This is a genomic window from Porcincola intestinalis (assembly GCF_009696445.1).
GTDB lineage: Bacteria > Bacillota > Clostridia > Lachnospirales > Lachnospiraceae > Porcincola > Porcincola intestinalis.
This window is the reverse complement of sequence record NZ_VULZ01000015.1, coordinates 18976-43042: the sequence shown is the minus strand read 5'-3', so window position 1 is coordinate 43042 and position 24067 is coordinate 18976. Positions and strand designations below refer to the sequence as shown.

The following is a 24067-nucleotide window of genomic DNA, read 5'->3' as shown; positions in this document are numbered from 1 at the left end:
GGGCCGAAGAGGTGAAAAATATGAAAGGAAAGACAGGACTTGCCATTGTCCTTGTGCTGGTTTCCTGTTTCGTGGTCTTTCTGGTTTTCCGACAATCTGAACGGAGCAGGTTCCGAATGGAAAATGATTCAGGGATAACAGAAACCACGGAAACAACAGAAACAGGGCGGGAACTGACAATCCTGACTCCGGACGCATCTGTAAAAGAGTTCCAGGATTTTGTTGAGCAGGCAGAGAAAAAGCTGGGAATTAAGATCCATCTGAAAGCGACCGCCCAGGATGCAGAAAGCAGGGAAGCGCAGATATCGAACCTTCTGACATCCGGTAATCAGGACATCGATCTGATTGCAATCAATGACGAAATGGCATCGGAGTTCATCCCGAAGGGATACCTGGAGCCACTGGGAGACGATGTGCTGCCAGAGGATATCAGAAGCAGCTTTCCGGAGTCATATTTTCAAAAGGTCTGCACTTATAATGGTACGGTGTATTCCGCTCCTTACATGCTGGACATCATGATGTTGTGGGTCAATCAGGAGTTTTTGGAAGAAGCCGGGGTTTCCGATCTGGGATCGAAGGACCGGTATGATCATTTTCTGGAATACGATTATGGAAGGAACCGATATGCTTACGGCTCAGCGTGGGAACAGTCCTATGCATACAATGATCTTTTCCAGACAGTCAATCTGTTTGGCGGCAATTATCTGGACTGGGACGATGAAAACAGCCGGGCAGCGGTTCAATACCTGAAGGAGCTTTTGGAAAATGGTCAGACACCGGAAGATCAGATGCTGGATCAGTATGATCAGATGGAACAGAAATTCATCGATGGCAGGTACGGATGCGTCTATATGTACAGCGGAGCGATGAATATATTTCTGAATTCCGGAAAATATTCCGGAAAGGGCATCCATGTCAGCAATATTCCGTCATTCTATGAGAAAAGGACGATCATTGCGACCTGGCAGCTTGCGATTAACCATTCTTCCGTTCGGAAGGAAGCCGCAAAGGCATTTATCCGATATATTACAAGCGATGAAGGGGCGGAATATTACAGCAACTGCGTTCACAGGGCTCCGGCAAGACTCGATATTCTAAGGAAAGGCAGGCTGGATATCCCGGATATTGAAGCGATCCGGTCTTATGTCAACACTTATGAACTGCTTCCGCGGTATCTTACGGATAACCCGATGAGCGGAATTAAGAGTATGGGAACGCTGTTTCAAAAGTACATAGCTGGGGATATTACAATGGACAGTTTCTGTGCTGGTGCGCAGAATATCGTGGATGAGCGTAAATCCTGATTATCGTTCTGATTATAAGAAAGAACCCGGCAGACTGCATGGTGATGCAGCCTGCCGGGCTCTTTTTGCGCTCCTCTTAATTTAGCAGAATGGATAATAAATCAGACTAAATTTTGTTCAGCTTTTCGAGGGCATCGTATATTTGCGGATGTTAGAATGAAAGAAATGGTTACCGGATCGAAGAATGAAAAGCAGTATATGAAAACTGAACGGAGGTGTGCTTATGCAGCTGCTGATGATTCTCGTCTTGTTTGCATCGATTCTGGCGTTATGTTTTGCGGTGTTCAATTTCTTCGGGGTGAAAAAGCTGCCGGAGGGGGACGGGCAGATGCGGGAGATTGCGTCTGCCATCCGGGCGGGAGCAGCTGCGTTTATATCGTATGAGTACAAGGTTCTGTTTTTCGTGATTGTCATCGTGGCGGCCGTGATCGGGATCCTCACGATGTGGCAGGCTGGCGCTGCCCTGGCGATCGGGGCAGCGATGTCGAGCCTGGCCGGTTTTATCGGCATGAAGATAGCCACCTATGCCAATGTCCGCGTATCGGAGCGCGCCAGATCGACAAAGGACATTGGCGCGACCGTGAAGGTTGCATTTCGCGGCGGCTCCGTCATGGGACTCTGTGTCGGCGGATTTGCCCTTCTCGGATTGTTCTTCGTCTATCTTATCTTTGGCCTCGGCATGGGACAGCTTCATGTTACGGAGGCTTCCCATGTCAACTTTCTGGGACTTCGGTTCATTCCATTTACCATGACGTTGTCCGGCTACGCGCTGGGCTGCTCGATCGTTGCGATGTTCAACCGTGTCGGCGGCGGGATCTACACCAAGGCGGCAGACATGGGCGCCGATCTTGTCGGAAAAACGGAGGCGCATATTGCGGAGGATGACCCGCGCAATCCGGCGACGATCGCGGACAATGTAGGCGATAACGTCGGGGATGTCGCAGGACTAGGTTCCGATCTGCTGGAGAGCTATGTCGGGGCGATCTGCTCGGGCATCATTCTGGCCTACCACATGTTCCTGCAGTCTGAGGCACTCGGCACCGGCATGACCAGGCAGCAGCTGGACAAGTGCATTCTGTTTCCGCTGATCTTTGTGTCCGTGGGACTCATTTCCTGCTGCATCGGGATCGCAAGCCTGCTCTTCAAGAAAAAAATGTCCGCTGATCCGCACCGGGATCTGAACGGGGCGACCTATGTGGCGGCAGGCGCGACCATCTTGCTCGGGCTTCTGGTCTCTTTTTTCCTTTTCCGAAATGAGGATATGACGGTTCTCGAAGCGGCGCTTGGGTTTTCTGCCGGCGCGCTGTCGCCGTGGGTTGCCTCGGCAGCCGGGATTGCGGCGGGCGTTGTGATCGGGATGCTGGCGGAATATTATACTTCTGCGGCATACAAGCCGACGCAGAAGCTGGCGAATGCCTCGAAGGAGGGACCGGCGCTGACCATCACATCCGGGATGGCGCTCGGGATGCGTTCCTGTATGGCACCCTGCATCATCCTTGCGGCAGCGATTGTGATCAGCTACGCGGTCTGCGGGATGTACGGCATTGCGATGTCGGCGATGGGGATGCTGTCATTTGTCACCGCGACCGTTTCGGTCGATACATACGGGCCGATCTCCGACAATGCAGGCGGCATCGCGGAAATGAGCGGCCTGGATCCGGATGTCCGACGGATTACGGATACGCTTGACGCTGTCGGCAATACGACGGCAGCGATCGGGAAAGGGTTCGCGATCGGGTCCGGTGCCCTGGCAGCCATGGCGCTGATGATTTCGTATCTGTACTCGTTCAACGACGCCGGGACAGATCTGGTTCTCAATATGATGCAGCCGATGGTGCTGGCCGGCGCTGTCGCAGGTGCTGCGCTGCCGTACCTGTTCTCGGGCATGTTGATCGATGCGGTCGCAAAGGCGGCCGGAAAGATGGTTGATGAAGTCCGGCGCCAGTTCCGGCAGCGTCCCGGAATTCTGAATGGAACCGAGAAGCCGGACTACCGGACCTGCATCAGCATCTCCTCCAAAGGGGCGATCGGGGAGATGAAGCTGCCTTCATTTCTCGCGATCCTGGTACCGGTTGCCTGCGGCTTCCTGTTCGGGCCGCAGTTTGTCGGCGGGCTGATTATCGGGGCAACGCTGAGTGCCATCATGATTGCTATCTATTGCGGGAATGCGGGCGGTGCATGGGACAACGGCAAGAAGTACATCGAAATCGGCGGCGTTAAGGGGGCAGCGAAGAATACGCCCGCACATGACGCGGCAGTTGTCGGTGACACGGTCGGAGACCCGCTGAAGGATACGGTCGGGCCCTGCCTGGATATCTTCATCAAAATCATATCGACGGTGTCACTTGTGATTGTGCCGGTCTTTGCGCAGTATAACCTGCTCGGGCGGATGATCAGATAAAGATTCTTAAAAATAGGTGTTGACAAATGACTGAGGGAGGGCTATATTAACTTCAGTAATGATAATGATTCCTGATTCAAAGGAATGATCGTTACGAAGGAAAGGATGTGACATATGGCAGGGCTGAAGCATAGTCGTCAGAGAGACGCGATCGCCGAGAATCTTCGGCACCGGAAAGATCACCCGACGGCGGACATGATCTACAAGGATATCCGGAATGTTTATCCGAATATCAGTCTCGGGACGGTTTACCGGAATCTGTCGCTGCTGGTTGAGCTTGGGGAAGCCAAGAAGATCACAACAGGAACAGGGGCGGAACACTACGACGGTGACACGCATCCGCACAATCACTTTATCTGCAGGTGCTGCGGGAATGTACTCGATATGAATGATTTTATCGACTGCAGCAAGATCAAACTGCTGGCAGCAGATCAGTTTGACGGGCGGATTGAGGATTGCAGCATCCTGTTCTACGGGGTCTGCGGCGAATGCCTGAAGAAAGAAGAAAAAGAAAAGCTCAGCTCAGCGGAGACATCTGACAGGAAGACAGCAATTCAGGAAACAGAGGTTGACTTCCCGGCATGAACCGGGGAAAACAGTGGATAATCAGGAGGATTTTGAATTATGGCAAAGTGGGTATGTAATGTCTGTGGTTACGTTTATGAGGGTGAGACTGCACCGGAGAAGTGCCCGGTCTGCGGCGCTCCGGCTTCCAAGTTCAGAAAGCAGGAAGAGGAGATGACATGGGCAGCTGAGCATGTTGTCGGTGTTGCTTCCGATGTACCGGATGACATCAAGGAAGATCTTCGTGCGAACTTCAACGGTGAGTGCTCTGAGGTTGGCATGTACCTGGCAATGAGCCGTGTCGCGATGCGTGAGGGCTATCCGGAGATCGGCATGTACTATCGTCAGGCAGCATTTGAGGAAGCTGATCATGCATCCAGATTCGCAGAGCTGCTCGGTGAGGTGGTAACAGACTCCACCAAGAAGAATCTTCAGCTGAGAGTGGATGCTGAGAACGGCGCGACCGCAGGCAAGACGGATCTGGCGAAGAGAGCGAAGGCACTGAACCTTGACGCAATCCATGACACTGTCCATGAGATGGCTCGCGATGAGGCAAGACATGGCCGTGCATTCGCCGGACTGCTGAAGAGATACTTTGGCTGAGATGCTCAGAGTCAGCGGCTGAACAGAACAGGATAAAACGGAAAGGAGTGGCATGTTTGCCACTCCTTTTTTGACGGCGTCCGCTTATCATCGGGTGATTCAGCAGTTTTTCAGATATTCTACATTCTCGTCGCTGTGCTCGACTTCTCTGGAGTAGAGATGGGCGAGATCGATGACGTCCTGGATTTCGAAGTGTTTGCCGTTTTTGAGGTATCTGGAGATGCACATCAGATACAGAAAGCAGACGGATTTTGCACAAAAATGGATGGCGGATGCCACCTTTTCAGCATCTGTATATTGGGCTGGCTGGAAGTAAGAGTCGGTGATATAGCGGAAGCAGAAGTAGCAGCCGAGCTTTTCAAACCAGACCGTCAGTTTTCCATGAGTGCTTTGCGACAGCTCCTCCCACAGGAGAGGCTGCCCGATGAATTCCGGGATCGTGACATCCGGAAGCGATCCATCCGGAAGTTCAGAGACCTGCCGGTTCATCCCGGCGAGCATGTCGGTCCACCGGTCGTCCAGAATCTCCAGCCGGGACATCTGCTCCGGCAGTGCCGGGAGACGAGTCAGCCGGAAACCGTCTGTCTGATCTCCGCCGCAGGCTGTATTCTTCGGGCTGTTCTGCGCGTCCGGACTTTCACTGTGACTGTATCCCGGGCCATACAGGCGCAGAACTTCAAGAAAACGATCGGCCAGTGTGCGGCTTCTATCTTCCAGGATGGCGATGCAGTCGTCCCGGATATCGAGAACATGCGCCAGGCGGCCATCCGGTGCCGTATCCGGTATGGGCTCTGCGTCTGCATCCGTGTCGGGCATTTCCTCACGGATGTATTCGATGGGATCGGGGTCTTCAAAGAAGATCCGCCCCAGTTCCATGCAGGACAGGGACAGGTCGATCTGCTCAAATCCGCCCTCCTCGAGAAAGTACCTCGGATATTCCATGCAGACCTGCGCGAGGCTCTCCTCTCCAAGCTGCGTGATGATGTCGCAGAGGTTCTCCCGGTTCAGAAATGGACATCGGCCGTCTTCGCACAGGGGGAAGTACCGGTCGGTTCCGTCCTCTTTGATGTGGGCGCGAAGTCTGTCTCCGAAGGGTCCTTTCAGGGACTTGTAGTAGTCGCAGGTCTCCTCATCGATGTCTACTTCCCAGCCGATGCAGCAGCTGTCGGGGCAGCTTCCGCCGATGCAGTGAAACTGGCTGTAGTATGAAGGGTAATCGTAGGTCATGGTGTTGTCTCCTCAGATGTATGAGAATGCCGAATGTGGCAGCGTGGTGGGAGCTTAAGAGCAGCGAAACCACGTGTAATCATAAATGAGTGGCAAAAGGTACTTTAGACACTCATATCATCATATCCCCACGGGCAAGGATTTCAACTGTTTCCGGTACATGGATTTCGGATCATGAATTTGGGTCATGAAGTTCAAGGCTCAACTGATGATTCCGGGACAAGAATGGAAAACTGTTGTATAATTGACCAATCTGACAGTTGACAAGAACAGTTTCTTGTATATTTTGCTTGAGGAGCGTTTTGACATCATGGAGAATCAAAGAGAACATCTTGGAAGCCGGCTGGGCTTTATCCTGCTGTCGGCGGGCTGCGCTATCGGGATCGGGAATGTATGGAAGTTCCCGTGGCTGGTCGGGCAGTACGGCGGAGGCGCATTTGTCCTGATTTATCTGGTATTTCTGCTTCTGATGGGTGTGCCGGTGATGACGATGGAATTCGCAATGGGACGGGCGGCACAGAAGAGTCCGGTGAAGATGTACAAGGTTCTGGAGCCGAAGGGCAGCAAGTGGCATATCCACGGATATGCTGCATTTGCAGGCAACTATATTCTGATGATGTTTTATACGGTCGTCTGCGGATGGATGCTGCAGTACTTCTTCGCAACGGCTACGGGGACGTTCGAGGGACTCGATGCCGAGGGCGTGTCGGAACAGTTCGACCAGATGATGGCAAGCCCTCTGAGGCAGTGGGGCTTCATGGCGGTCTCGGTCATCATCGGATTCTTCATCCTGAGTCTCGGGCTTCAGAAAGGGGTGGAGAAGATTACGAAGGGGATGATGATCGCGCTTCTGCTGATCATGGTCGTGCTGGCGGTTCACTCCATCTTTATGCAGGGAGGACGGGAAGGTCTACTGTTTTACCTGACGCCGAACATGGCGGAAATCCGCCGCGCCGGCATCTGGAATGTGATCCAGAATGCGATGAACCAGGCGTTCTTCACCCTGTCGATCGGCATGGGCGGAATGGCGATCTTCGGGAGCTATATCGGGAAGGATCATGCACTTCTGGGAGAGTCTGTCAACGTCGCAGCGCTGGACACCTTTGTAGCATTTACCTCCGGTCTGATCATCTTTCCGGCCTGCTTTGCATACGGTGTACGCCCGGATTCAGGACCGGCGCTGATCTTCAAGACACTGCCGAATATATTCAACCATATGGCGATGGGACGCCTGTGGGGCGCACTGTTCTTTGTATTCATGACATTTGCGGCGTTCTCGACCGTGATCGGGGTATTTGAAAACATCATTGCGATGTTCATGGATTTAACGGGCTTCAGCAGGAAGAAGGCCAGCCTTCTGAACGGTGCCCTGATGCTTCTGCTGGCGACACCCTGTGCCTTCGGGCCGAATCTGCTTGCGGGCGTGCATCCGATGGGCGGCAGCTCGACCTTCATGGACCTGGAGGATTTCATCGTCTCGAACCTGGTGCTGCCGCTTGGCTCTCTGACGTTCTGCATCTTCTGCACAAGGAAGGCCGGCTGGGGCTGGAAGGCATTTATGGCAGAGGCGAATACCGGGAAGGGGCTGAAGGTCAGGGGCTGGATGCGCTTCTATCTGACCTGGATTCTGCCGATGCTGTTCGGAATTGTATTTGTGATGGGACTGGTTTAAACGTCATGGACGAAAAAGAATTCTACATTGACAAGGATGGGTTTCGGATCCACGCGAAGCTGGCGATTCCGGGTGACCGGACAGTTGAGAAGGTGATGCAGCCAGGAGCTGTGCGGATTCCGCTGGTGATTGTCGTTCATGGCCTGACGGGACACATGGAGGAGCGCCACATCACTGCGGTGACGCAGGCTGTCCTGCAGGCAGGAGCCGCGGCGCTCCGGGTGGAGCTTTACGGACATGGGAAAACGGATGGAGACTTTCTGAATCACAACCTGCTGGAGTGGGTGGGAGAGCTTCTGTACATCATCGATTATGCCCGGAGCCTTCCGTTTGCCGGCAGTCTGTATCTGACCGGCCATTCACAGGGCGGGCTCGCAGTGATGCTTGCCGCAGCGCTCAAGGAAGATCAGCTGAAGGCGATTATCCCCCTTTCCCCGGCGATTATGATCCGGGATGCCTGCCGGAAGGGGGAGGTCTTTGCGGAGAAGTTCGATCCCGCGTTCATTCCGGATCGTGTGAAGATCACAGAGGGAAAGTATGTGACAGGCAATTATGTTCGAACCGGAAGAGTCCTTCCGGTCGAGCAGGCAATCGATGGGTTTCGGAAACCGGTGCTGATCATCCACGGGACCGAGGATGAGACGGTTCCATACAGGTATGCCGAGGATGCGGCCAGACGGTACCATAATGCCAGACTGGTGCCGGTGCCGGGCGATGATCACTGCTATGACCGTCACCTGGAGGTTGTCACAGACGCTGTGGGGGCATTTCTCCGGGAAATGGAGGCGGATTGCGCAGCCGTTCCGGGAATATGCAGCCAGAAGCGCGGTGACTGATCGATGACATGCGGGGCTTGACGACCGGCGGGCTGCGTTGCAGGATTGAAGTTGTTCAAATAAATGCCTGCATAATGGCCGAAACTTGAGTGAAAATAACAGGTGGCAGGAAAGCGTGGGATGAGGATGGAAAGAAACAGGTGGGTGATGAAACAGGAAGGGATATCCGGAGGCAGGCTCGCTAAGCTCCGGCCGGTTCTGTGCGCTGTGATGCTGATGGCTGTCTGCCTGCTCTTTTCAGGGGTTGCAGAGGCAAATTACAAGGATCCGGCTTACAGAAGGCCGTCGGTTGACAGGAAACGGAGTGATATTATCCTGTATGTCGGAGATTCCAGGACATGGTTTTACGATCTCCACCATGTGAAGGACAAGCGGGATGGGCTGATCTATCGCGATGGAGCATCGATCGGCGAACTTCGATACAACAAAAACTACAGCCGTTGCGGACAGCTTGGGAAATATCTTCGCGACGCGCTGAAGACCTATCCGAATGCAAAGATCGTCCTGAACTTTGGCTGCAATGGCTGCTCCCGGGTTTCAAGCAACGCGAAGAGGGTCGTAAAGGAGTATCAGAAATGGATGCGTGCCTATCCGAACCGGAAGTTCTATGTGGCAAGCATATTCCCGGCTGCCGAGCGGAAGCCCTATTCAAGAGGAAACATGCATTACATGAACCGTGCGCTGAAGAAGAACTTTCCGGACATATACATTGACGCAGGAGAGTATCTGGAGAGGAGAGGCCTTGACCGGCCGCGCAAGGATGGAAGAGGGTTTCAGAAAAGACGGGGCGGCTATGATCTCAAGCATTACAGCCGGTATGCGTCGAAGGCGGTGAAGAAGTATATCCGCAGTATGGTGATGGCGGCAGGCTGACAGGCCGTTCTGGTGCGGGAAGTGAAAAAAGACCGCGGCGGTGCAGAATGGTGCTGGAGGCGGAACCGGAGCTGTTCTGATGCGGAGCGGCGGCAGAAGGTGCTATACTGAAGATGATATTTTCATCCGGCAAGGGCGCCGGAAGCTGATCCGACAGATGAAGGATGAGGCGGACTGGCCGGGTGAGGGGGAAACTGCCACGAGGAAGAACCATATGCAAGGATCCAGCCTGCTGACGGAGATCAGCCTTTCATACAACCAGTACACGAAGACGGAGCGGAAGATTGCCGACTATATCCTGAAAAAGCCGGGCGGCGTTCTGTTCATGTCGATCACGGAGCTCGCGGAGGAATGCGGTGTCGCGGAGGCGAGCATCCACCGGTTCTGCCGGAAGGTCGGAGCGAAGGGATATCAGGAATTCAAGATGAAGCTTTCTCTGAGCACGACGCCGGAGGAGCCGGAGTCTGATGAGGGGTCTGCAGACGGGAACGGCAAGGTTGCGACAGGACAGATGTTCGCGGATATCCTGCAGACTCATATCAATGCCATCCGGGAGACGAATGCGCTGCTGCGCCCGGAGACAGTCAATGCGGCAGTGGATCTGATGATCCGGTCCCGCAGTGTCCAGTTTTTCGGGATCGGTGACAGCCTGCTTGCGGCGGAGGAAGCGCGCAACAAGTTCCTCCGGATCACACCGAAGGTGCGCACCATCACGGATCCGCACATGCAGGCCATGGCGGCATCCATGGCAGACGCAGAAGACCTGCTGTTTTTCATATCCTACTCGGGAGCGACGAAGGACAATGTCTATGTGGCGAAGATCGCGAAGGAGGCCGGGGCGAGAATCATTGTGATCACCCGTTTCCTGAAATCTCCGCTCACAGAGTACGCGGATGTCGTGCTGATCTGCGGGTCCAATGAAGGACCGCTAGAGGGCGGTTCCATGGGAGCGAAGATGAGCCAGCTCCACATCATCGATATTCTGTTTCAGGCCTATTACCAGAAGACGCGAAGGGAATCCGCCGAAAACAACCGCAGAACATCAAAGGCAGTTGTCGAAAAACTGTTCTGAAGTTCAGACTGCCGAGGATCCGGCTGACGGATCCCCGGCAGTCTTTTTTTGAAGGCGATCGGCCTTTTTGCAGGCCTGTCGTCCGGCCCCGGAGCCGGGAACAGGGGTAAAGCAGCTCTCGTCAAACAGATTGCACAAACGGAGAGAGGCAGAATTGTCAGAAATGGAGAATATAATTTTCATAATAGAAAATATGTTGAAAATTATTTTATATATGCTATAGTGCAGTCAAGGAGGGAAAGCGAATGAATGCGAAGGTTGAGGCACTGAAGGGAAGGCTGATTGTTTCCTGCCAGGCGCTTCCGAACGAACCACTTCATTCATCGTTTATCATGGGTCGGATGGCGCTGGCGGCAAAGATGGCCGGGGCGCGCGGGATCCGGGCGAACACAAAGGAAGATATTGCTGAAATTCAGAGAATTGTCGATCTTCCGATTATCGGAATCGTCAAGAGGGATTACGAGGACAGCGGTATCTACATCACGCCGACCATGAGAGAGATTGATGAGCTGATGGAGGTGAAGCCGGAGATTATCGCGCTGGATGCGACAGACCGGCTCCGTCCGGGCGGAAAGACGCTGGATGAGTTTTATGCAGAGATCCGGGAGACACACCCGGGACTGCTGCTGATGGCGGACTGTTCCACGGTGGCAGAAGCCATTCACGCCGATGAGCTCGGGTTTGACTTTGTCGGCTGTACGATGGTCGGATATACACCGGAGAGCGCAGGCGACAAGATCGCCGCAGATGATTTCAAGATACTCAGAGACATCATTGCGGGTGTCCGGCATGCCAGAGTGATTGCCGAGGGCAACATCAACACGCCGGAGAAGGCGAGGCGGGTGATTGAGCTTGGCGCGTTTACGGTGGTCGTCGGTTCCATCATTACCAGGCCTCAGCTGATTGCGAAGCCCTTCGCGGAGGCGCTCGAGACACTGGCGAGAGAACAGCAGGAATAACCACATTAAGGAATCAATGAAAGGCGCAAAAGCGCAGCATTTCAAGGAGGATAGCATCTATGAAAAGAAGAGCAACGGCACTTGCGGTGGCGGCGGTCATGGCGATGAGCATGGGAATGACGGCATTCGCAGGAGAGACAGAAGGAGCGGCGTCGTCAGATCTTGCGGCGGATATCACACTCTGGACCTATCCGGTCGGCGGATATGGCAACAGCGAGAACGTGGATGGCCTGATCAAGGCTTTCAACGAGAAGTATCCGAACGTCAACGTCACAGTTGAGTACCTGGACTACACGAACGGCGATGACCAGGTCAACACCGCGATCGAAGGCGGACAGGCACCGGATCTGGTGCTGGAGGGGCCTGAGAGACTGGTCGCAAACTGGGGCGCAAGAGGGCTGATGGTGGATCTCTCAGATCTGTTCGCAGACGATGCTTCCTCGGATCTGTACGAGAATGTTTCGGCAGCCTGCAAGAGCAGCGACGGCAAGTATTACGAGTATCCGCTCTGCATGGTCGCGCACTGCATGGCGGTCAATGAGACCATTTTCAAAAATGCGGATGCCCTTCAGTATCTTGATATCGACAACCACACCTGGTCGACGGAAAACTTCTTCAAGGCTGTCCAGGCAGTCTATGACAGTGGCCAGGAGAATGTAGCGGCTGTCTACTGCGCAGGGCAGGGCGGCGATCAGGGAACAAGAGCACTGGTGAACAATCTGTACGGCGGAACATTCACGAATGCAGAGCACACCGAGTACACCGTCGACAGTCCGGAGAATGCCAAGGCTCTCCAGGCCTTGGTTGATCAGAAGGGCATCAACTTCGATGCGTCTCTGGTCGGCGGCGATGAGATCCAGCTCTTCAGAAACGGAACACTTGCGGTTTCCTTCTGCTGGAATGCAGCGCAGCAGAACAATACCGACAACGGCGAGGCAGGAAAGACCAACAACGGCGACAACATCATCCCGATGCAGTTCCCGACCGAGGACGGCTCCGCGGCAAAGCTCTGCGGCGGTATCTGGGGCTTCGGTATCTTTGACAACGGCGATGCGGACAAGATCGCGGCTTCCAAGGAATTCATCCGTTTCATCTGCAACGATCCGGATCAGGCAAAGGAGAGTGTCAAGGTTTCTTCCTTCTTCCCGGTACACACGAAGATGACCGGTGTCTATGACGGAACCGATATCGCGGATACCATGACCATGTTCACCGAGAAGTTCATGCCGGCGATGGGAGACTATTATCAGGTCGTCCCGGGCTGGACAGAGGCTCGTACCGCATGGTGGAATATGCTTCAGAACATCGGGAACGGCGCAGACATCCAGAGTGAGCTGACCGCGTTCCAGAAGACCGCCAACGAGGCCGCAAAGGCATAAGGCGGAAGGGCAGGCGAATCTGCCGGTCAATTTGTCAGTATCTTTGGCGCCCGCTTCCTTCGGAAGGTGGGCGCTTCCAATGAGAAAGAGAGGAATTCGCTGTGGCTGGTACAACCAAGGCTCAGTCAAGAAGCAAGGTACTGGCAAGGAGAGAGACAAGGGTGGCATATACATTTCTGGCCCCCAGTCTTGTCTTCTTCGTCGGTTTTGTCATCCTCCCGATGGTGCTCTGCGTCTACACAAGCTTCTTCGACTCGACGATGGGCAAGGATGTGAAGGATGTCTTTATCGGATTTGGAAACTATGTGGAGCTCTGGAAGGATCCTGTGTTCCTGAAGGCGCTGGTCAACACACTGATCATCGTCGTCGTCTCGGTTCCGATTGTGTGTGTGTTTTCGCTGTGGATCGCCTCGGTGATCTACCAGATGAAGGGGTGGGCGCTCTCGGCCTTCCGCTGTATCTTCTATCTTCCGGTTGTCACCGGCTCCGTCGCTGTCACCGTTGTCTGGAAATGGATTTTCAACAACTACTACGGCGTTCTGAATTATGTCGGGACGAAGACAGGGATCCTTTCAAAGAACATCAACTGGCTGGGGGATTCGAAGTACGCGCTTGGCTGTATCATCCTGATTCTGCTGACGACATCCGTCGGACAGCCGATCGTCCTGTATGTCTCCGCGCTTGGCAATGTTGACCAGTCTCTGATTGAGGCGGCAGAGGTGGATGGCGCAACGAATCATCAGGTATTCTGGAAGATCAAGTGGCCGCAGATCAGGCCGACCACCCTCTATGTTCTGGTTATCACGACCATCAACAGCTTCCAGTGCTTTGCGCTGATCCAGCTGCTGACATCCGGCGGGCCGAACCACTCCACCGATACGATCATGTACTACATTTACTACATGTGCTTCAAGCGCTACCGCTACGGATATGCGAACGCGATGGGTGTCGTGCTGGCAATCTTCATCGCGGTGCTGTCAGCGCTGCAGTTCCGGTTTGCGAGAGAAAAGTGAGGGGTGACGATGGAAAATTCCGGTATTAAAAAAATAACGCCATACAAGGTCATCTCGCTGATCATCCTGATCGTGCTGGCAATCTTCTTTATCTTTCCACTGTACTGGATTGTGACGGGCGCTTTCAAAACGAATGCGTCCATCAACGCAACGACGCCGGACTGGTTTCCAAAGCAGTGGGTCCTGACGAATTTTCAGAAGCTTTTCGCAAAGAGAAGTGTTGACCATCTGTTCGGTTTCTTCGGGCCGAAGGCGCCGGCAGCGTTCCGGTGGCTGTTCAACACGGTCTTCATCGCCGTCATGGCGATGATTCTGACCTGCATCACCGCGACAATGGCAGGATATGCACTTGCAAAGAAACGCTTCACAGGAAAGAAATTATTGTTTACACTGATCGTGTGCGCGATGGCGCTGCCCAAGCAGGTTATACTGATTCCGCTGATCCGTGAGATGTCGGCGCTTCATCTGTATGATAACATCTGGGCGATCATCATCCCCACCGTCGGCTGGCCGTTCGGGGTCTTCCTCATGAAGCAGTTTTCAGAGGGTGTCCCCGGGGAGATGCTCGAGGCCGCGCGCGTGGACGGAGCAAGCGAGGCAAGGACATTCACCCAGATTGTAACGCCGATGGTAAAGCCGGGGATCGGGGCGCTTGCGATTTTTACTTTCATCAACACATGGAATGACTATTTCATGCAGTTGATCATGGTGAACAGCAATCAGAATCTCACCATTTCGCTTGGTATTGCGAAGATCCAGGCGGAGAACGCGACGGACTTCGGCCTGATCATGGCCGGTGCGACACTTGCGGCGGCGCCGATTCTGACAGTCTTCATCATATTCCAGAAATACTTCACGCAGGGCATCGCGCTTGGCGCGGTGAAGGGCTGAAGAACAGAGGAGCAGAACGTGCCGGGAAATCCTTCCGGTACGTTTGTGCTGCGTTTGGGAACGGATAAAAAAGTATACGGAGGAGCTTAAAACATGAGAAATCTTGACAAGTATAAGGGTGTGATCCCTGCATTTTACGCATGCTATGACAAGGAGGGCAATGTCAGTCCGGAGGCTGTCAGAAGGCTGACGCAGTACCACATTGACAAGGGTGTGAAGGGCGTCTATGTCAATGGCTCTTCGGGAGAGTGCATCTACCTGAGTGTCCGGGATCGTAAGACGATTCTTGAGAACGTGATGAGCGTTGCGAAGGGAAAATTGACCGTGATCTGCCACGTAGCCTGCAACAATACAAAGGACAGTCAGGAGCTGGCGGCGCACGCGGAGAGCCTGGGAGTCGATGCCATCGCGGCCATTCCGCCGATCTATTTTCATCTGCCGGAATATTCAATTGCTCAGTACTGGAATGACATCAGCGCGGCGGCGCCGAACACCGATTTTGTGATCTACAACATCCCGCAGCTGGCGGGCGTGGCGCTGACACCGTCTTTGTTTGCGGAAATGAGAAAGAATCCGCGTGTCATCGGAGTGAAGAATTCTTCCATGCCGGTGCAGGATATCCAGATGTTCAGGCAGCAGGCGGGGGATGACTATATCATATTCAACGGTCCGGACGAGCAGTTTATCAGCGGCCGCGTGATCGGTGCGGAAGGCGCCATCGGAGGTACATATGGCGTCATGCCGGAGCTTTTCCTGAAGATGGACGCACTGCTGAAGGAGGGGAAGATTGCGGAGGCAAGAGCCATCCAGTACGCTGTCGATGCCGTGATTTACAAGATGTGCTCAGCGCATGGCAATATGTATGCTGTGATCAAGGAGATTCTGCGCCGCAATGAGAAACTGGACATCGGCGATGTCAGGCGTCCGCTTTCTTCTCTTGCTCCGGAGGATGAACAGACTGTTGAGGAGGCGGCCGGGATGATCCGGGACGCAAGGGCGAAGTACCTGTAAGCGGCAGCAGCGCGCAGTGTGAGGATGACTATGGACAGATTCATTACCATCGATATTGGAGGGACGGACATCAAGTACGGCCTGATGGAAGGAAAGACCGCTCGCTTTCTGGAGAAAGGAAAGCGGCCGACTGAAGCCTGGCTTGGCGGAACGGGGATCGTGGAAAAGGTCCTGGAGATTATCTCATCCTTCACATCGGGCGGAGAAAAGGCAGACGGGGTCTGCATTTCCTCCGCAGGGATGGTGGACACCGGGAGGGGGCGGATTTTCTACTCTGGCCCCAACATTCCGGACTATGCCGGAACGGAGTTCAAGACCATCATTGAGGAGAAGACAGGCCTGCCCTGTGAGATCGAGAATGATGTCAACTGCGCCGGTCTGTCGGAGGCTGTCCTTGGGGCCGCGAGGGGCAGAGACAGCGTGCTCTGTCTGACAGTCGGAACCGGAATCGGAGGCTGCTTTGTATGGAAGGGCGATGTTTACCATGGACATTCCGGCAGCGGCTGTGAGATCGGCTACATGAATCTGGAAGGCGGACAGTTTGAGCGCCTCGGTGCCATGAGCGTTCTTTTGAGACGGATTGCGGAGCAGAAGCTTCAGGAGAAAACGGACAGGGATACAGCTAATGAGGATACAGCCGGTGGGGATAAAGCCGACGGGCATGCAGCAGGTGGGGATACAACCGCGCCGGATGATGTGAGCAGGATCTGGACAGGGCAGCATATTTTCGAGGCGGCCAGGGAAGGAGATCCGATTTGTGTCAGCGAGATTGACCGCATGTGTGATATCCTTGGAAAAGGCATCGCGAATATATGCTATGTTCTCAACCCGGAGGTTGTCGTGCTTGGAGGGGGCGTGATGGCGCAGAAGGAATATCTGTACCCGAGGATCCGGAGCGCACTGGACAGGTATCTGATCCCTTCCATTGCACAGGAAACAGAGCTGACGATGGCGCGGCAGGGCAATGATGCAGGCATGATCGGGGCGTATCTGCATTTTCAGAAGATGCAGAGAAAACGGCAGGGACGCTGAGCGGCGGAGGACAGTACGCCGGAAGCCTGCGCAGAGAAGATCCGGGTACTGAGAAGGACGCAGACACAGATGCGCCGGATGACACCAGTGTCAGAAGACGGCAAGGAGACAGGAGAGAAGATATGAGAATCATTCGTGCAAAAGACTATTGTGAAATGAGCCGCCGGGCGGCTGAGATTATCGCTTCGGAGGTGATTCTGAAGCCGGACTGTGTCCTCGGCCTGGCAACGGGTTCGAGTCCGGTCGGTACCTATGACGAGCTGGTGAAGATGTATAAGGACGGAGCGCTGGATTTCTCCGGGGTCCGGACGGTCAACCTGGATGAGTATTGCGGACTGGACATCACGAGCGATCAGAGCTACGTATGGTTCATGCACCATCACCTGTTTGACCGGGTTAACATCAGGCCGGAGAATACGCATTTCCCGGATGGAAAGCAGGCGGATGCGCAGAAGGCCTGCGCGGAATACGACGCAGTGATGGAAAAGACCGGGCGGACGGATCTGCAGCTGCTCGGGCTGGGACCGGACGGACATATCGGGTTCAACGAGCCGGAGGACTTCTTTCCGGCCGGCACACACAAGGTTGCGCTGACCGACTCCACCATCCAGGCCAACAAGCGGTTCTTCTCCTCGGAGGAGGAAGTGCCGCGCTTTGCATACACCATGGGCGTTGCGGGCATCATGAAGGCGCGCCGCGTGCTGATGGTTGTCAGCGGAAAGAGCAAGGCAGGCATCCTGAAGGAAGCCCTCTGCGGACCGGTTGTACCGCAGGTTCCGGCGTCGGTGCTGCAGCTCCATCCTGATTTTGTCCTGGTGGCGGATGAGGAGGCGCTTTCGGAAATGGAGGGCGCGCAATGAAATTATACAGTGATCATATCCTGATCGGGTCGGCGTTCCAGAGTGGGACGCTGGAGTTTGATGAGCGGTTCAGCATCTTCACCCCGGGGATGAAGCCGTCATCCATGCAGAATACGGGCTCCGGCTGCACGGAGGAGAACGGACGGCCCGGAGCGCGGGGCAAGGGGGCAGAGGATGTTCTGGACTACAGCGGTTTTTATATCATCCCCGGACTGGTGGACATCCACACCCACGCGGCGATGGGCGCAGATGCCAGTGACGGAGACGACGCGGAAATGCAGACAATGAGCCGCTTCTACGCGCAGAATGGCGTGACGAGCTGGTGCCCGACAACAATGACGCTCAAGGAACCGGAGCTGAAAGAGGCGTGCCGGACGATCAGTCATTTCAGAAGACCGGAGGATGGCGCACGCTCCGTCGGCGTTCATCTGGAGGGACCGTTTGTCTGCATGGAGAAGCGCGGCGCGCAGAATCCGGAGAACATCCATGTTCCGGATGTGGAGATGCTCAAACGGCTCAACGAGGCAGCGGGCGGGACAGTCCGCCTGGTAACCATGGCGCCGGAGACCGAGGGCGGAATTGCATTTGTGCGGGAAGCGTCGAGGCTCTGCGCGGTCTCGCTTGGACATACAATGGCCGATTACGATACAGCGATGCGGGCCTTTTTTGCCGGAGCCAGCCATGTCACGCACCTGTTCAATGCGATGCAGCCGATCCACCACAGAAAGCCGGGGCTGATTGCGGCAGCGTACGATGCCGGGGCGACGGCAGAGCTGATCTGTGACGGCATGCATGTAGAGCCCTCTGTCATGAGAATGGCCGAGAAGCTGTTCGGAAGGAATCTGGTTCTGGTGTCCGATTCGCTCCGGTGCACCGGAATGCCGGAGGGAGATTATCCGTTCGGCGGCCAGATGATCACGCTTCGGAACGGAAGAGCAATGCTGAAGGGGACGAACACCATCGCCGGGTCTGTCATATCCCTGATGGAGGGCGTCCGCCGTGTCGTGGACTTTGGCATGCCGCTGGAGGAAGCGGTTCTTGCAGCCAGCAGTACGCCTGCGCGGGCGATCCGGATGGATCATGAGATCGGCTCGATCCGGGCCGGAAAGCGCGCAGATATGGTAGCACTTGACAAATCTCTGAAGGTGCGGAAGGTCTGGATTGACGGCAGAGAAGCTGTCTCGTCGGAAAGCTGAAAACCGGCATCCCGGTGGCTGAAAGGTCCGCCGGTATGAAGGGTGAATAAACTGATGGTTGACCGCTGTCTGAATTCGAGTTAGCTTACTGGGTGGAAAGACAGGACGGGAACGGAAGCGGAAAACGCGGAAAGGCGGCTGGCCGTGAAAGCTTTCCGAAAGGGCGCCGGGGCCGGAATGCTGAAAGGCCGGAAACATGCCGGGAGCGCCCGGAGCGAATGACGCAGCAGAGACAGGCGGTGCACAGCGATGACAATCAGAGAGCTGGCAGGGGAGATCGGGGTCTCCCCTGCAACCATATCGATGGTGTTGAACGATAAGGGCGATATCAGCGAGCAGACCAGAGCGAAGGTGCTGGAGGCGGTTGAGCGGTATGGGTATTCGCCGAAGCGCAGAAAAGTCGTTCTGCGTAATCGTATTTTGCTCATTCAGTATCGGGGCAGCGGTTATCTGGTTGAGGAAAACCAGGGATTTATATCGGCAATTATCGATGCAATAGAGAAAAATCTGAAGAATGAGGGCTATGGCCTGTCCATTGTCAACATATCAGGCGATCTGAGGGAAGAGCTGGAGGCAATGAGCTATGACAGTTATTCCGGCGCGATTTTGATTGCCTCGGAAATCTCGCCGTCGATGTACGGAGACATCGCTTCAATCCGGATTCCATTTCTTGTGATCGACAATCCGGTTCCGAATTATAACTACCCCTGCCTCTGTATGAACAACGAGGAGAATGTATGGATTGCGTTGAACTTTCTGAAACAGCGGGGGTTTTCGAAGATCGGCCTGCTGACCAGCAGCATTCCCTTCGAAAACTTTGAGATCCGGAACAGGTTTTTTTTCAGGAGTCTGGAATCACTCGGCTTTTCCTTCTGGGGACCGGAGCACCGGCTGCGCCCGGACATGAAGGGGGCACGGGCAGACATGCTTCGAGATCTGGATGCCAGCGGGACAAAAGAGCTTCCGGAGTGTTTCTTTGCGGTGAATGACATCATCGCGCTTGGAGCCATAACAGCGCTTCGGGAGAGAGGGATCCGTGTACCCGAGGAGGTATCTGTCATCGGATTTGATGATATCCCGTATGCGGCGGTGAGCTCTCCGACGCTCACGACGATCCATGTCCAGCGGCGGTTTATCGGATATGAGGCGGTCAGAGGGATTCTGAACCGGATTGAGAATCCGCAGCTCGATCCGGTGAAAACGCTGGTGACCGGAAAACTGGTCGAGCGCAGAAGCGTGCGAAGCTGAAAATGAATTATATTTAGTAAACAAAAACGGAACGCTGTTCCGGTTTTGTTATGCTCAGAATGGGTGACTCCTTCAATGTGTTCGAAACATGGCCGTTATATTCACGAAATATCAAAAAGATAGCTGACCATAGTAAACAAAATTAAACAATAAATTTCATGTCTGAACATATTGACAATCTATTTGAGTGGATGTATTGTATGAACAACAAGCAAAACGTCGAGAACGTTTACTAAACAAAAGGAGGATTCGGATATGAAGTTCAATAAGGTCGTCAGTGTTCTGGCATCAGCTGCCATGGCAGCATCGCTGCTCGCGGCGCCGGCATTCGCGGGAGAGACGGAAGCTTCCACAGAGGCCGGAACAGAGGCTGAGGGTGATCTGATCGGAGCGAAGGGGACGCAGTACAAGATCGCGGTTGTCCCGAAGATGACCAACATCGCATGGTTCCAGAGAATGCAGGATGGTGTCGACGAATACAATAAGGAAACCGGAAGCAATGTCGTCTACGGCGGCTCTGCAGAGGGTGCAGATCAGGCTTCCTATGTCGAAGGACTTCTCGCAGAGGACTGGGATGCAATCTGCGTGGTCCCGTTTGATTCAGAGGCACTGGCTCCTGTTCTTCAGAAGGCAAAGGATCAGGGCATCAAGGTCATCACACATGAGGCAGCTTCCATGGACGCAAGCGTCCGGGATGTCGATGTCGAGGCTTTCCAGAATGCGGATTATGGCGAGAACTTCATGAAAGAGCTCGGAGAGCTGACAGGCGGCAAGGGAAAGTACATTCAGTTTGTCGGTGCGCTCACTTCTGTATCCCATAACGAGTGGTGCGACGCAGCCAAGGCTCTTCAGGAGAAGGAATATCCGGATATGGAGTGTGTCGGCCGCTATGAGACAGGTGATGACACGACTTCTTCCTATAACCAGACGAAGGAGCTTCTGACCGCAAATCCGGACATCACCGCAATTGAGGGTTCCGCTTCCACCGATGTTGTCGGCGCGGCACAGGCAGTTGAGGAACTTGGACTTGCAGGAAAGGTTGCGATTGTCGGAACGTCCATGACATCGATCGCTCAGCAGTACGTAGAGGACGGGACAATCGCTTCCTTCTCCGTATGGGATCCGGCAGAGGCCGGCAAGGCGATGATCTGCATGGCCATCGCAGAGCTTGACGGAACGGTTGACGACAGCACAATGCATCTCGCAGCAAGCGGTTATGAGACCGTCGAGAACGTCAATAAGGACGGTGTCTACTATGGAAACGCTCGTGTCGACGTCACGAAGGACAACATGAAAGACTATAACTTCTGATCAGCCGCAGGCGGTTTCAGGAGTCACGAATGCATGAATGAGTCTGAAACCCCATACGGTTCAGAAACCGTATGGGGTTTCTTCAGTAAAAAAGGAAAGACCTGGTCAGAATATGGGAAATGAAGAGAACAAGGTATTTCTGAAACTTAAGGGGATCAAGAAGTCTTTCGGCGGCGTCCATGCGCTCAGAGGCGTTGACCTGGAGATTAGGGAGGGCGAGATCCACTGCCTGGCCGGTGAGAACGGCTGCGGTAAGTCCACGCTGATCAAGGCGATCTCCGGGGTTCATGAGCCGGACGAGGGTGAGATCTGGATCAATGGCGAGAAGGTGGAGCACATGAAGCCCATCGATGCCATCAACCGCGGTATCCAGGTCATCTATCAGGACTTTGCGGTATTTCCGAACCTGACAGTCGCGGAGAACATCGCGCTGAACGGGGAGGTCAAGGACCGGAAGAAATTTGTGAACTGGAAGGAGATTCACCAGATCGCGGAGCGGGGCATGGCGCAGGTCGGCGCGGAGCTGGACCCGGATATGCCGCTGGAGCAGCTGCCGGTTGCCGGCAAGCAGATGGTTGCCATCTGCAGGGCGATTGTCAACGACGCGAAGCTGCTGATTCTTGACGAACCGACGACAGCTCTGACCGAGAAGGAGGTCGGAAAGCTCTGGGAGGTTCTCAGAGGGCTGAAGAAAAAGGGCATCGCGATCATGATCGTCAATCATAAGCTGGATGAGATCTACCAGATCGCGGACAGCCTTACGATTCTGAGAAACGGAAAGTACATATCAAGCGGAAAAATATCCGAATACAATGATGCCCGTTTCATGAAGGATATGACAGGCAGGGATCTGGTCGAGACCAAGTATGATCCGGAGCTGTCCGACGAGGAGGTTTTCCGTGTCGACCATCTGACGCTGAAGGGCCGTTTTGAGGACGTCAGCTTCAGCATGAACAAGGGAGACATCCTGGGTCTGACCGGTCTGCTTGGATCCGGGCGAGGCGAGATCGGCGAAGCGCTGTTCGGCATCACGCCGCCGGAATCGGGCGATATCTACATGAACGGAAAGAAGATTGAGATCCACTCCGTAGCGGATGCGATCAAGAACAAGATCGGTTATGTCCCGGAAGACAGACTGACACAGGGACTCTTCATGGAACGTTCGATCGAGGACAACACGATCGCCAGTTCCATCCGCGATTATTTCCACGGCATGAGTCTGAATGAGAAGGAGATGCGGGAAGCCTCAGAGAGATGGCTGAAGGATCTATCCATCGCGGCGCCTTCGATTGATCCGCCGGTCCGGACGCTTTCCGGCGGCAATGCGCAGAAGGTTGTCATCGCCAAGTGGCTGAATACACATCCGAGGCTGTTCATCCTCAACGGGCCGACCGTCGGTGTCGACGTCGGCGCGAAGGCAGAGATCCACGAGATTCTGAGAGGGCTTGCGAAGCAGGGAATCGGAATCATCATTATATCCGATGATCTTCCGGAGCTTCTTCAGAACTGCAACAAGATCGTGATCATGAACAAAGGAAAGGTACGGCTTGTCACCGACAACAAGATTGACAAGCTCAGCCTGTAAAGTGCCGGTCAGGAGGAGATTATGAACAGTAAAAAGAAACATGCTTGGCTGACCAGCAACCAAATGATTCTGGTCTATATCATTGCCGTGTTCAGCCTGATCGTCGGGATCCGCCAGCCTGCTTTCTGGGACTTTGCAACGGTTCTCAATACGATGAGGGCGGCCATCTTCACGATGTGCTTCGCACTCTGTGAAATGATTGTCATTATATCGGGAGGAATCGATGTTTCATTTCCGGCAATCGGATGTGTCGCGATGTACGTCCCGATGTATATCATCAACCGGGTGGCGCCGATCGACAACGCGTGGTTTGCGTTCGGTCTGGCAATCCTGATCGGCCTGGCGTTCGGGCTTCTGAACGGTTTTCTGGTCGCGATCCTGAATCTGCCTCCGCTGATCGCAACGCTGGCGACCAGCTCCATCGCATCGGGCGGCGTGGTCACGATCCTCGGAACACGTGAGTTCACGGTGCTTCCGTCCAGCCTCCAGGCGATCTACAACACGAATCTGATCACCTACACCTCGCCGAAGACTGGTTTCCAGTATGTGCTGAATATCCTGGTTCTGGTGCCGATCATCGTCTGTCTTCTGATCGCGTGGATGCTGAAGTATACGATGCTCGGGAGAGGGCTCTATGTCATCGGCGGAAACAAGACGGCAGCCCGCGTCGCAGGGTTTAATGTGAAAAAGCTTCAGTTCGCAGCCTACGTCTGGTCGGGCGTGTTCGTCGGGGTGGCAGCGATGATCTATAACATCCTGATGCATTCGGCGACGACCTCCGCGCTGATGGGCGACGAGATGATCACGATTGCAGCCTGCGTCATCGGCGGCGTCCGCATCACGGGCGGACACGGCGGAGTCGGCGGTGTTGTCCTGAGCGTGATTCTGATCACGCTGGTTCAGAATAACCTGAATATGCTGGGTATCCCGACCAGCTGGCAGCGGTTCGTAGTTGGCATCGTGCTGCTTCTTGGCACGATCATCACTTCATGGCAGACAAAGCGCTCCATGAAAATGAGTCAGGCGTGAG

The 24067-nt window shown here is 54.4% G+C and carries 21 protein-coding genes; 20 read left to right on the top strand and 1 reads right to left on the bottom strand.

What is annotated here, in order from left to right; all coding sequences use genetic code 11:
- Window positions 1-20 precede the first annotated feature (20 nt).
- From FYJ35_RS12330 to FYJ35_RS12315, 4 genes are all read left to right on the top strand, one after another.
- Complete coding sequence (locus FYJ35_RS12330) at window positions 21-1304, top strand: ABC transporter substrate-binding protein (protein WP_154526968.1); 1284 nt, start codon at window positions 21-23, stop codon at window positions 1302-1304.
- 223 nt (window positions 1305-1527) lie between these two features.
- A complete protein-coding gene (locus FYJ35_RS12325; RefSeq protein ID WP_205839831.1) occupies window positions 1528-3705 on the top strand; it encodes a sodium-translocating pyrophosphatase in 2178 nt (725 codons plus the stop codon).
- Window positions 3706-3819: 114 nt separating this feature from the next.
- On the top strand, window positions 3820-4290 hold the full coding sequence (locus FYJ35_RS12320; RefSeq protein ID WP_154526966.1) for a Fur family transcriptional regulator: 471 nt from the start codon (window positions 3820-3822) through the stop codon (window positions 4288-4290).
- Window positions 4291-4329: 39 nt separating this feature from the next.
- Window positions 4330-4872, top strand: a complete 543-nt coding sequence (locus FYJ35_RS12315) for an NADH peroxidase (RefSeq protein ID WP_154526964.1) — start codon at window positions 4330-4332, stop codon at window positions 4870-4872.
- A 99-nt stretch (window positions 4873-4971) separates the two neighbouring features.
- Here the strand turns inward: FYJ35_RS12315 and fliB are convergent, their stop codons facing one another.
- Window positions 4972-6099, bottom strand: coding sequence for a flagellin lysine-N-methylase (gene fliB, locus FYJ35_RS12310; protein WP_154526962.1), 1128 nt, complete (start codon window positions 6097-6099; stop codon window positions 4972-4974).
- Window positions 6100-6409: 310 nt separating this feature from the next.
- On the opposite strand from fliB, the gene FYJ35_RS12305 reads away from it, so the two are divergent.
- The 16 genes from FYJ35_RS12305 (at window position 6410) to FYJ35_RS12230 (ending at window position 24066) form a co-directional block, all read left to right on the top strand.
- Window positions 6410-7771 (top strand): sodium-dependent transporter, encoded by a 1362-nt coding sequence (locus tag FYJ35_RS12305; RefSeq protein WP_154526960.1) that lies wholly within the window; start codon window positions 6410-6412, stop codon window positions 7769-7771.
- A gap of 5 nt (window positions 7772-7776) precedes the next feature.
- Window positions 7777-8607 carry an alpha/beta hydrolase family protein gene (locus tag FYJ35_RS12300; protein ID WP_154526958.1) on the top strand — a complete coding sequence of 277 codons (831 nt, stop codon included), beginning with the start codon at window positions 7777-7779 and terminating at the stop codon, window positions 8605-8607.
- Between the two features lie 120 nt (window positions 8608-8727).
- Window positions 8728-9480: a hypothetical protein gene (locus tag FYJ35_RS12295; protein ID WP_154526956.1), complete on the top strand. Its 753-nt coding sequence runs from the start codon at window positions 8728-8730 to the stop codon at window positions 9478-9480.
- 40 nt (window positions 9481-9520) lie between these two features.
- Complete coding sequence (locus FYJ35_RS12290; protein WP_328597085.1) at window positions 9521-10552, top strand: MurR/RpiR family transcriptional regulator; 1032 nt, start codon at window positions 9521-9523, stop codon at window positions 10550-10552.
- A 245-nt stretch (window positions 10553-10797) separates the two neighbouring features.
- Window positions 10798-11511, top strand: coding sequence for an N-acetylmannosamine-6-phosphate 2-epimerase (locus tag FYJ35_RS12285; RefSeq protein ID WP_154526954.1), 714 nt, complete (start codon window positions 10798-10800; stop codon window positions 11509-11511).
- Between the two features lie 59 nt (window positions 11512-11570).
- Entirely contained in the window at window positions 11571-12890 is a 1320-nt protein-coding gene (locus tag FYJ35_RS12280; RefSeq protein ID WP_154526952.1) for an extracellular solute-binding protein, read from the top strand.
- A 101-nt stretch (window positions 12891-12991) separates the two neighbouring features.
- Window positions 12992-13903, top strand: a complete 912-nt coding sequence (locus FYJ35_RS12275) for a carbohydrate ABC transporter permease (protein WP_277066963.1) — start codon at window positions 12992-12994, stop codon at window positions 13901-13903.
- 9 nt (window positions 13904-13912) lie between these two features.
- On the top strand, window positions 13913-14794 hold the full coding sequence (locus FYJ35_RS12270) for a carbohydrate ABC transporter permease (RefSeq protein WP_154526950.1): 882 nt from the start codon (window positions 13913-13915) through the stop codon (window positions 14792-14794).
- 93 nt (window positions 14795-14887) lie between these two features.
- The gene (locus FYJ35_RS12265) at window positions 14888-15805 is read left to right on the top strand and encodes a dihydrodipicolinate synthase family protein (protein WP_154526948.1); all 918 of its coding nucleotides are present in this window, start codon (window positions 14888-14890) and stop codon (window positions 15803-15805) included.
- 30 nt (window positions 15806-15835) lie between these two features.
- Window positions 15836-16837, top strand: a complete 1002-nt coding sequence (locus tag FYJ35_RS12260) for an ROK family protein (RefSeq protein WP_154526946.1) — start codon at window positions 15836-15838, stop codon at window positions 16835-16837.
- Between the two features lie 122 nt (window positions 16838-16959).
- Window positions 16960-17697, top strand: coding sequence for a glucosamine-6-phosphate deaminase (gene nagB, locus FYJ35_RS12255; protein WP_154526944.1), 738 nt, complete (start codon window positions 16960-16962; stop codon window positions 17695-17697).
- Window positions 17694-18893 carry an N-acetylglucosamine-6-phosphate deacetylase gene (gene nagA, locus FYJ35_RS12250; RefSeq protein ID WP_154526942.1) on the top strand — a complete coding sequence of 400 codons (1200 nt, stop codon included), beginning with the start codon at window positions 17694-17696 and terminating at the stop codon, window positions 18891-18893. Before nagB ends, nagA begins: the two co-directional genes overlap by 4 nt.
- Before the next feature lie 249 nt (window positions 18894-19142).
- Complete coding sequence (locus tag FYJ35_RS12245) at window positions 19143-20141, top strand: LacI family DNA-binding transcriptional regulator (RefSeq protein WP_154526940.1); 999 nt, start codon at window positions 19143-19145, stop codon at window positions 20139-20141.
- A 255-nt stretch (window positions 20142-20396) separates the two neighbouring features.
- On the top strand, window positions 20397-21452 hold the full coding sequence (locus FYJ35_RS12240) for a substrate-binding domain-containing protein (RefSeq protein WP_154526938.1): 1056 nt from the start codon (window positions 20397-20399) through the stop codon (window positions 21450-21452).
- A gap of 112 nt (window positions 21453-21564) precedes the next feature.
- Window positions 21565-23037, top strand: a complete 1473-nt coding sequence (locus FYJ35_RS12235) for a sugar ABC transporter ATP-binding protein (protein WP_154527052.1) — start codon at window positions 21565-21567, stop codon at window positions 23035-23037.
- A 21-nt stretch (window positions 23038-23058) separates the two neighbouring features.
- Window positions 23059-24066, top strand: a complete 1008-nt coding sequence (locus FYJ35_RS12230) for an ABC transporter permease (protein WP_154526936.1) — start codon at window positions 23059-23061, stop codon at window positions 24064-24066.
- The last annotated feature ends 1 nt before the right edge of the window (window position 24067 follow it).

What these genes read in the sequence shown, in the direction of transcription:
- FYJ35_RS12260 (WP_154526946.1), top strand. Translation starts at nt 15,836, where the DNA reads ATGGACAGATTCATTACCATCGATATTGGAGGGACGGACATCAAGTAC.
- FYJ35_RS12245 (WP_154526940.1), top strand. Translation starts at nt 19,143, where the DNA reads ATGACAATCAGAGAGCTGGCAGGGGAGATCGGGGTCTCCCCTGCAACC.
- FYJ35_RS12265 (WP_154526948.1), top strand. Translation starts at nt 14,888, where the DNA reads ATGAGAAATCTTGACAAGTATAAGGGTGTGATCCCTGCATTTTACGCA.
- FYJ35_RS12330 (WP_154526968.1), top strand. Translation starts at nt 21, where the DNA reads ATGAAAGGAAAGACAGGACTTGCCATTGTCCTTGTGCTGGTTTCCTGT.
- FYJ35_RS12230 (WP_154526936.1), top strand. Translation starts at nt 23,059, where the DNA reads ATGAACAGTAAAAAGAAACATGCTTGGCTGACCAGCAACCAAATGATT.
- FYJ35_RS12235 (WP_154527052.1), top strand. Translation starts at nt 21,565, where the DNA reads ATGGGAAATGAAGAGAACAAGGTATTTCTGAAACTTAAGGGGATCAAG.
- FYJ35_RS12295 (WP_154526956.1), top strand. Translation starts at nt 8,728, where the DNA reads ATGAGGATGGAAAGAAACAGGTGGGTGATGAAACAGGAAGGGATATCC.
- FYJ35_RS12240 (WP_154526938.1), top strand. Translation starts at nt 20,397, where the DNA reads ATGAAGTTCAATAAGGTCGTCAGTGTTCTGGCATCAGCTGCCATGGCA.
- FYJ35_RS12325 (WP_205839831.1), top strand. Translation starts at nt 1,528, where the DNA reads ATGCAGCTGCTGATGATTCTCGTCTTGTTTGCATCGATTCTGGCGTTA.
- FYJ35_RS12270 (WP_154526950.1), top strand. Translation starts at nt 13,913, where the DNA reads ATGGAAAATTCCGGTATTAAAAAAATAACGCCATACAAGGTCATCTCG.
- FYJ35_RS12315 (WP_154526964.1), top strand. Translation starts at nt 4,330, where the DNA reads ATGGCAAAGTGGGTATGTAATGTCTGTGGTTACGTTTATGAGGGTGAG.
- FYJ35_RS12285 (WP_154526954.1), top strand. Translation starts at nt 10,798, where the DNA reads ATGAATGCGAAGGTTGAGGCACTGAAGGGAAGGCTGATTGTTTCCTGC.
- fliB (WP_154526962.1), bottom strand. Translation starts at nt 6,099, where the DNA reads ATGACCTACGATTACCCTTCATACTACAGCCAGTTTCACTGCATCGGC.
- nagB (WP_154526944.1), top strand. Translation starts at nt 16,960, where the DNA reads ATGAGAATCATTCGTGCAAAAGACTATTGTGAAATGAGCCGCCGGGCG.
- FYJ35_RS12300 (WP_154526958.1), top strand. Translation starts at nt 7,777, where the DNA reads ATGGACGAAAAAGAATTCTACATTGACAAGGATGGGTTTCGGATCCAC.
- FYJ35_RS12280 (WP_154526952.1), top strand. Translation starts at nt 11,571, where the DNA reads ATGAAAAGAAGAGCAACGGCACTTGCGGTGGCGGCGGTCATGGCGATG.
- FYJ35_RS12320 (WP_154526966.1), top strand. Translation starts at nt 3,820, where the DNA reads ATGGCAGGGCTGAAGCATAGTCGTCAGAGAGACGCGATCGCCGAGAAT.
- FYJ35_RS12305 (WP_154526960.1), top strand. Translation starts at nt 6,410, where the DNA reads ATGGAGAATCAAAGAGAACATCTTGGAAGCCGGCTGGGCTTTATCCTG.
- nagA (WP_154526942.1), top strand. Translation starts at nt 17,694, where the DNA reads ATGAAATTATACAGTGATCATATCCTGATCGGGTCGGCGTTCCAGAGT.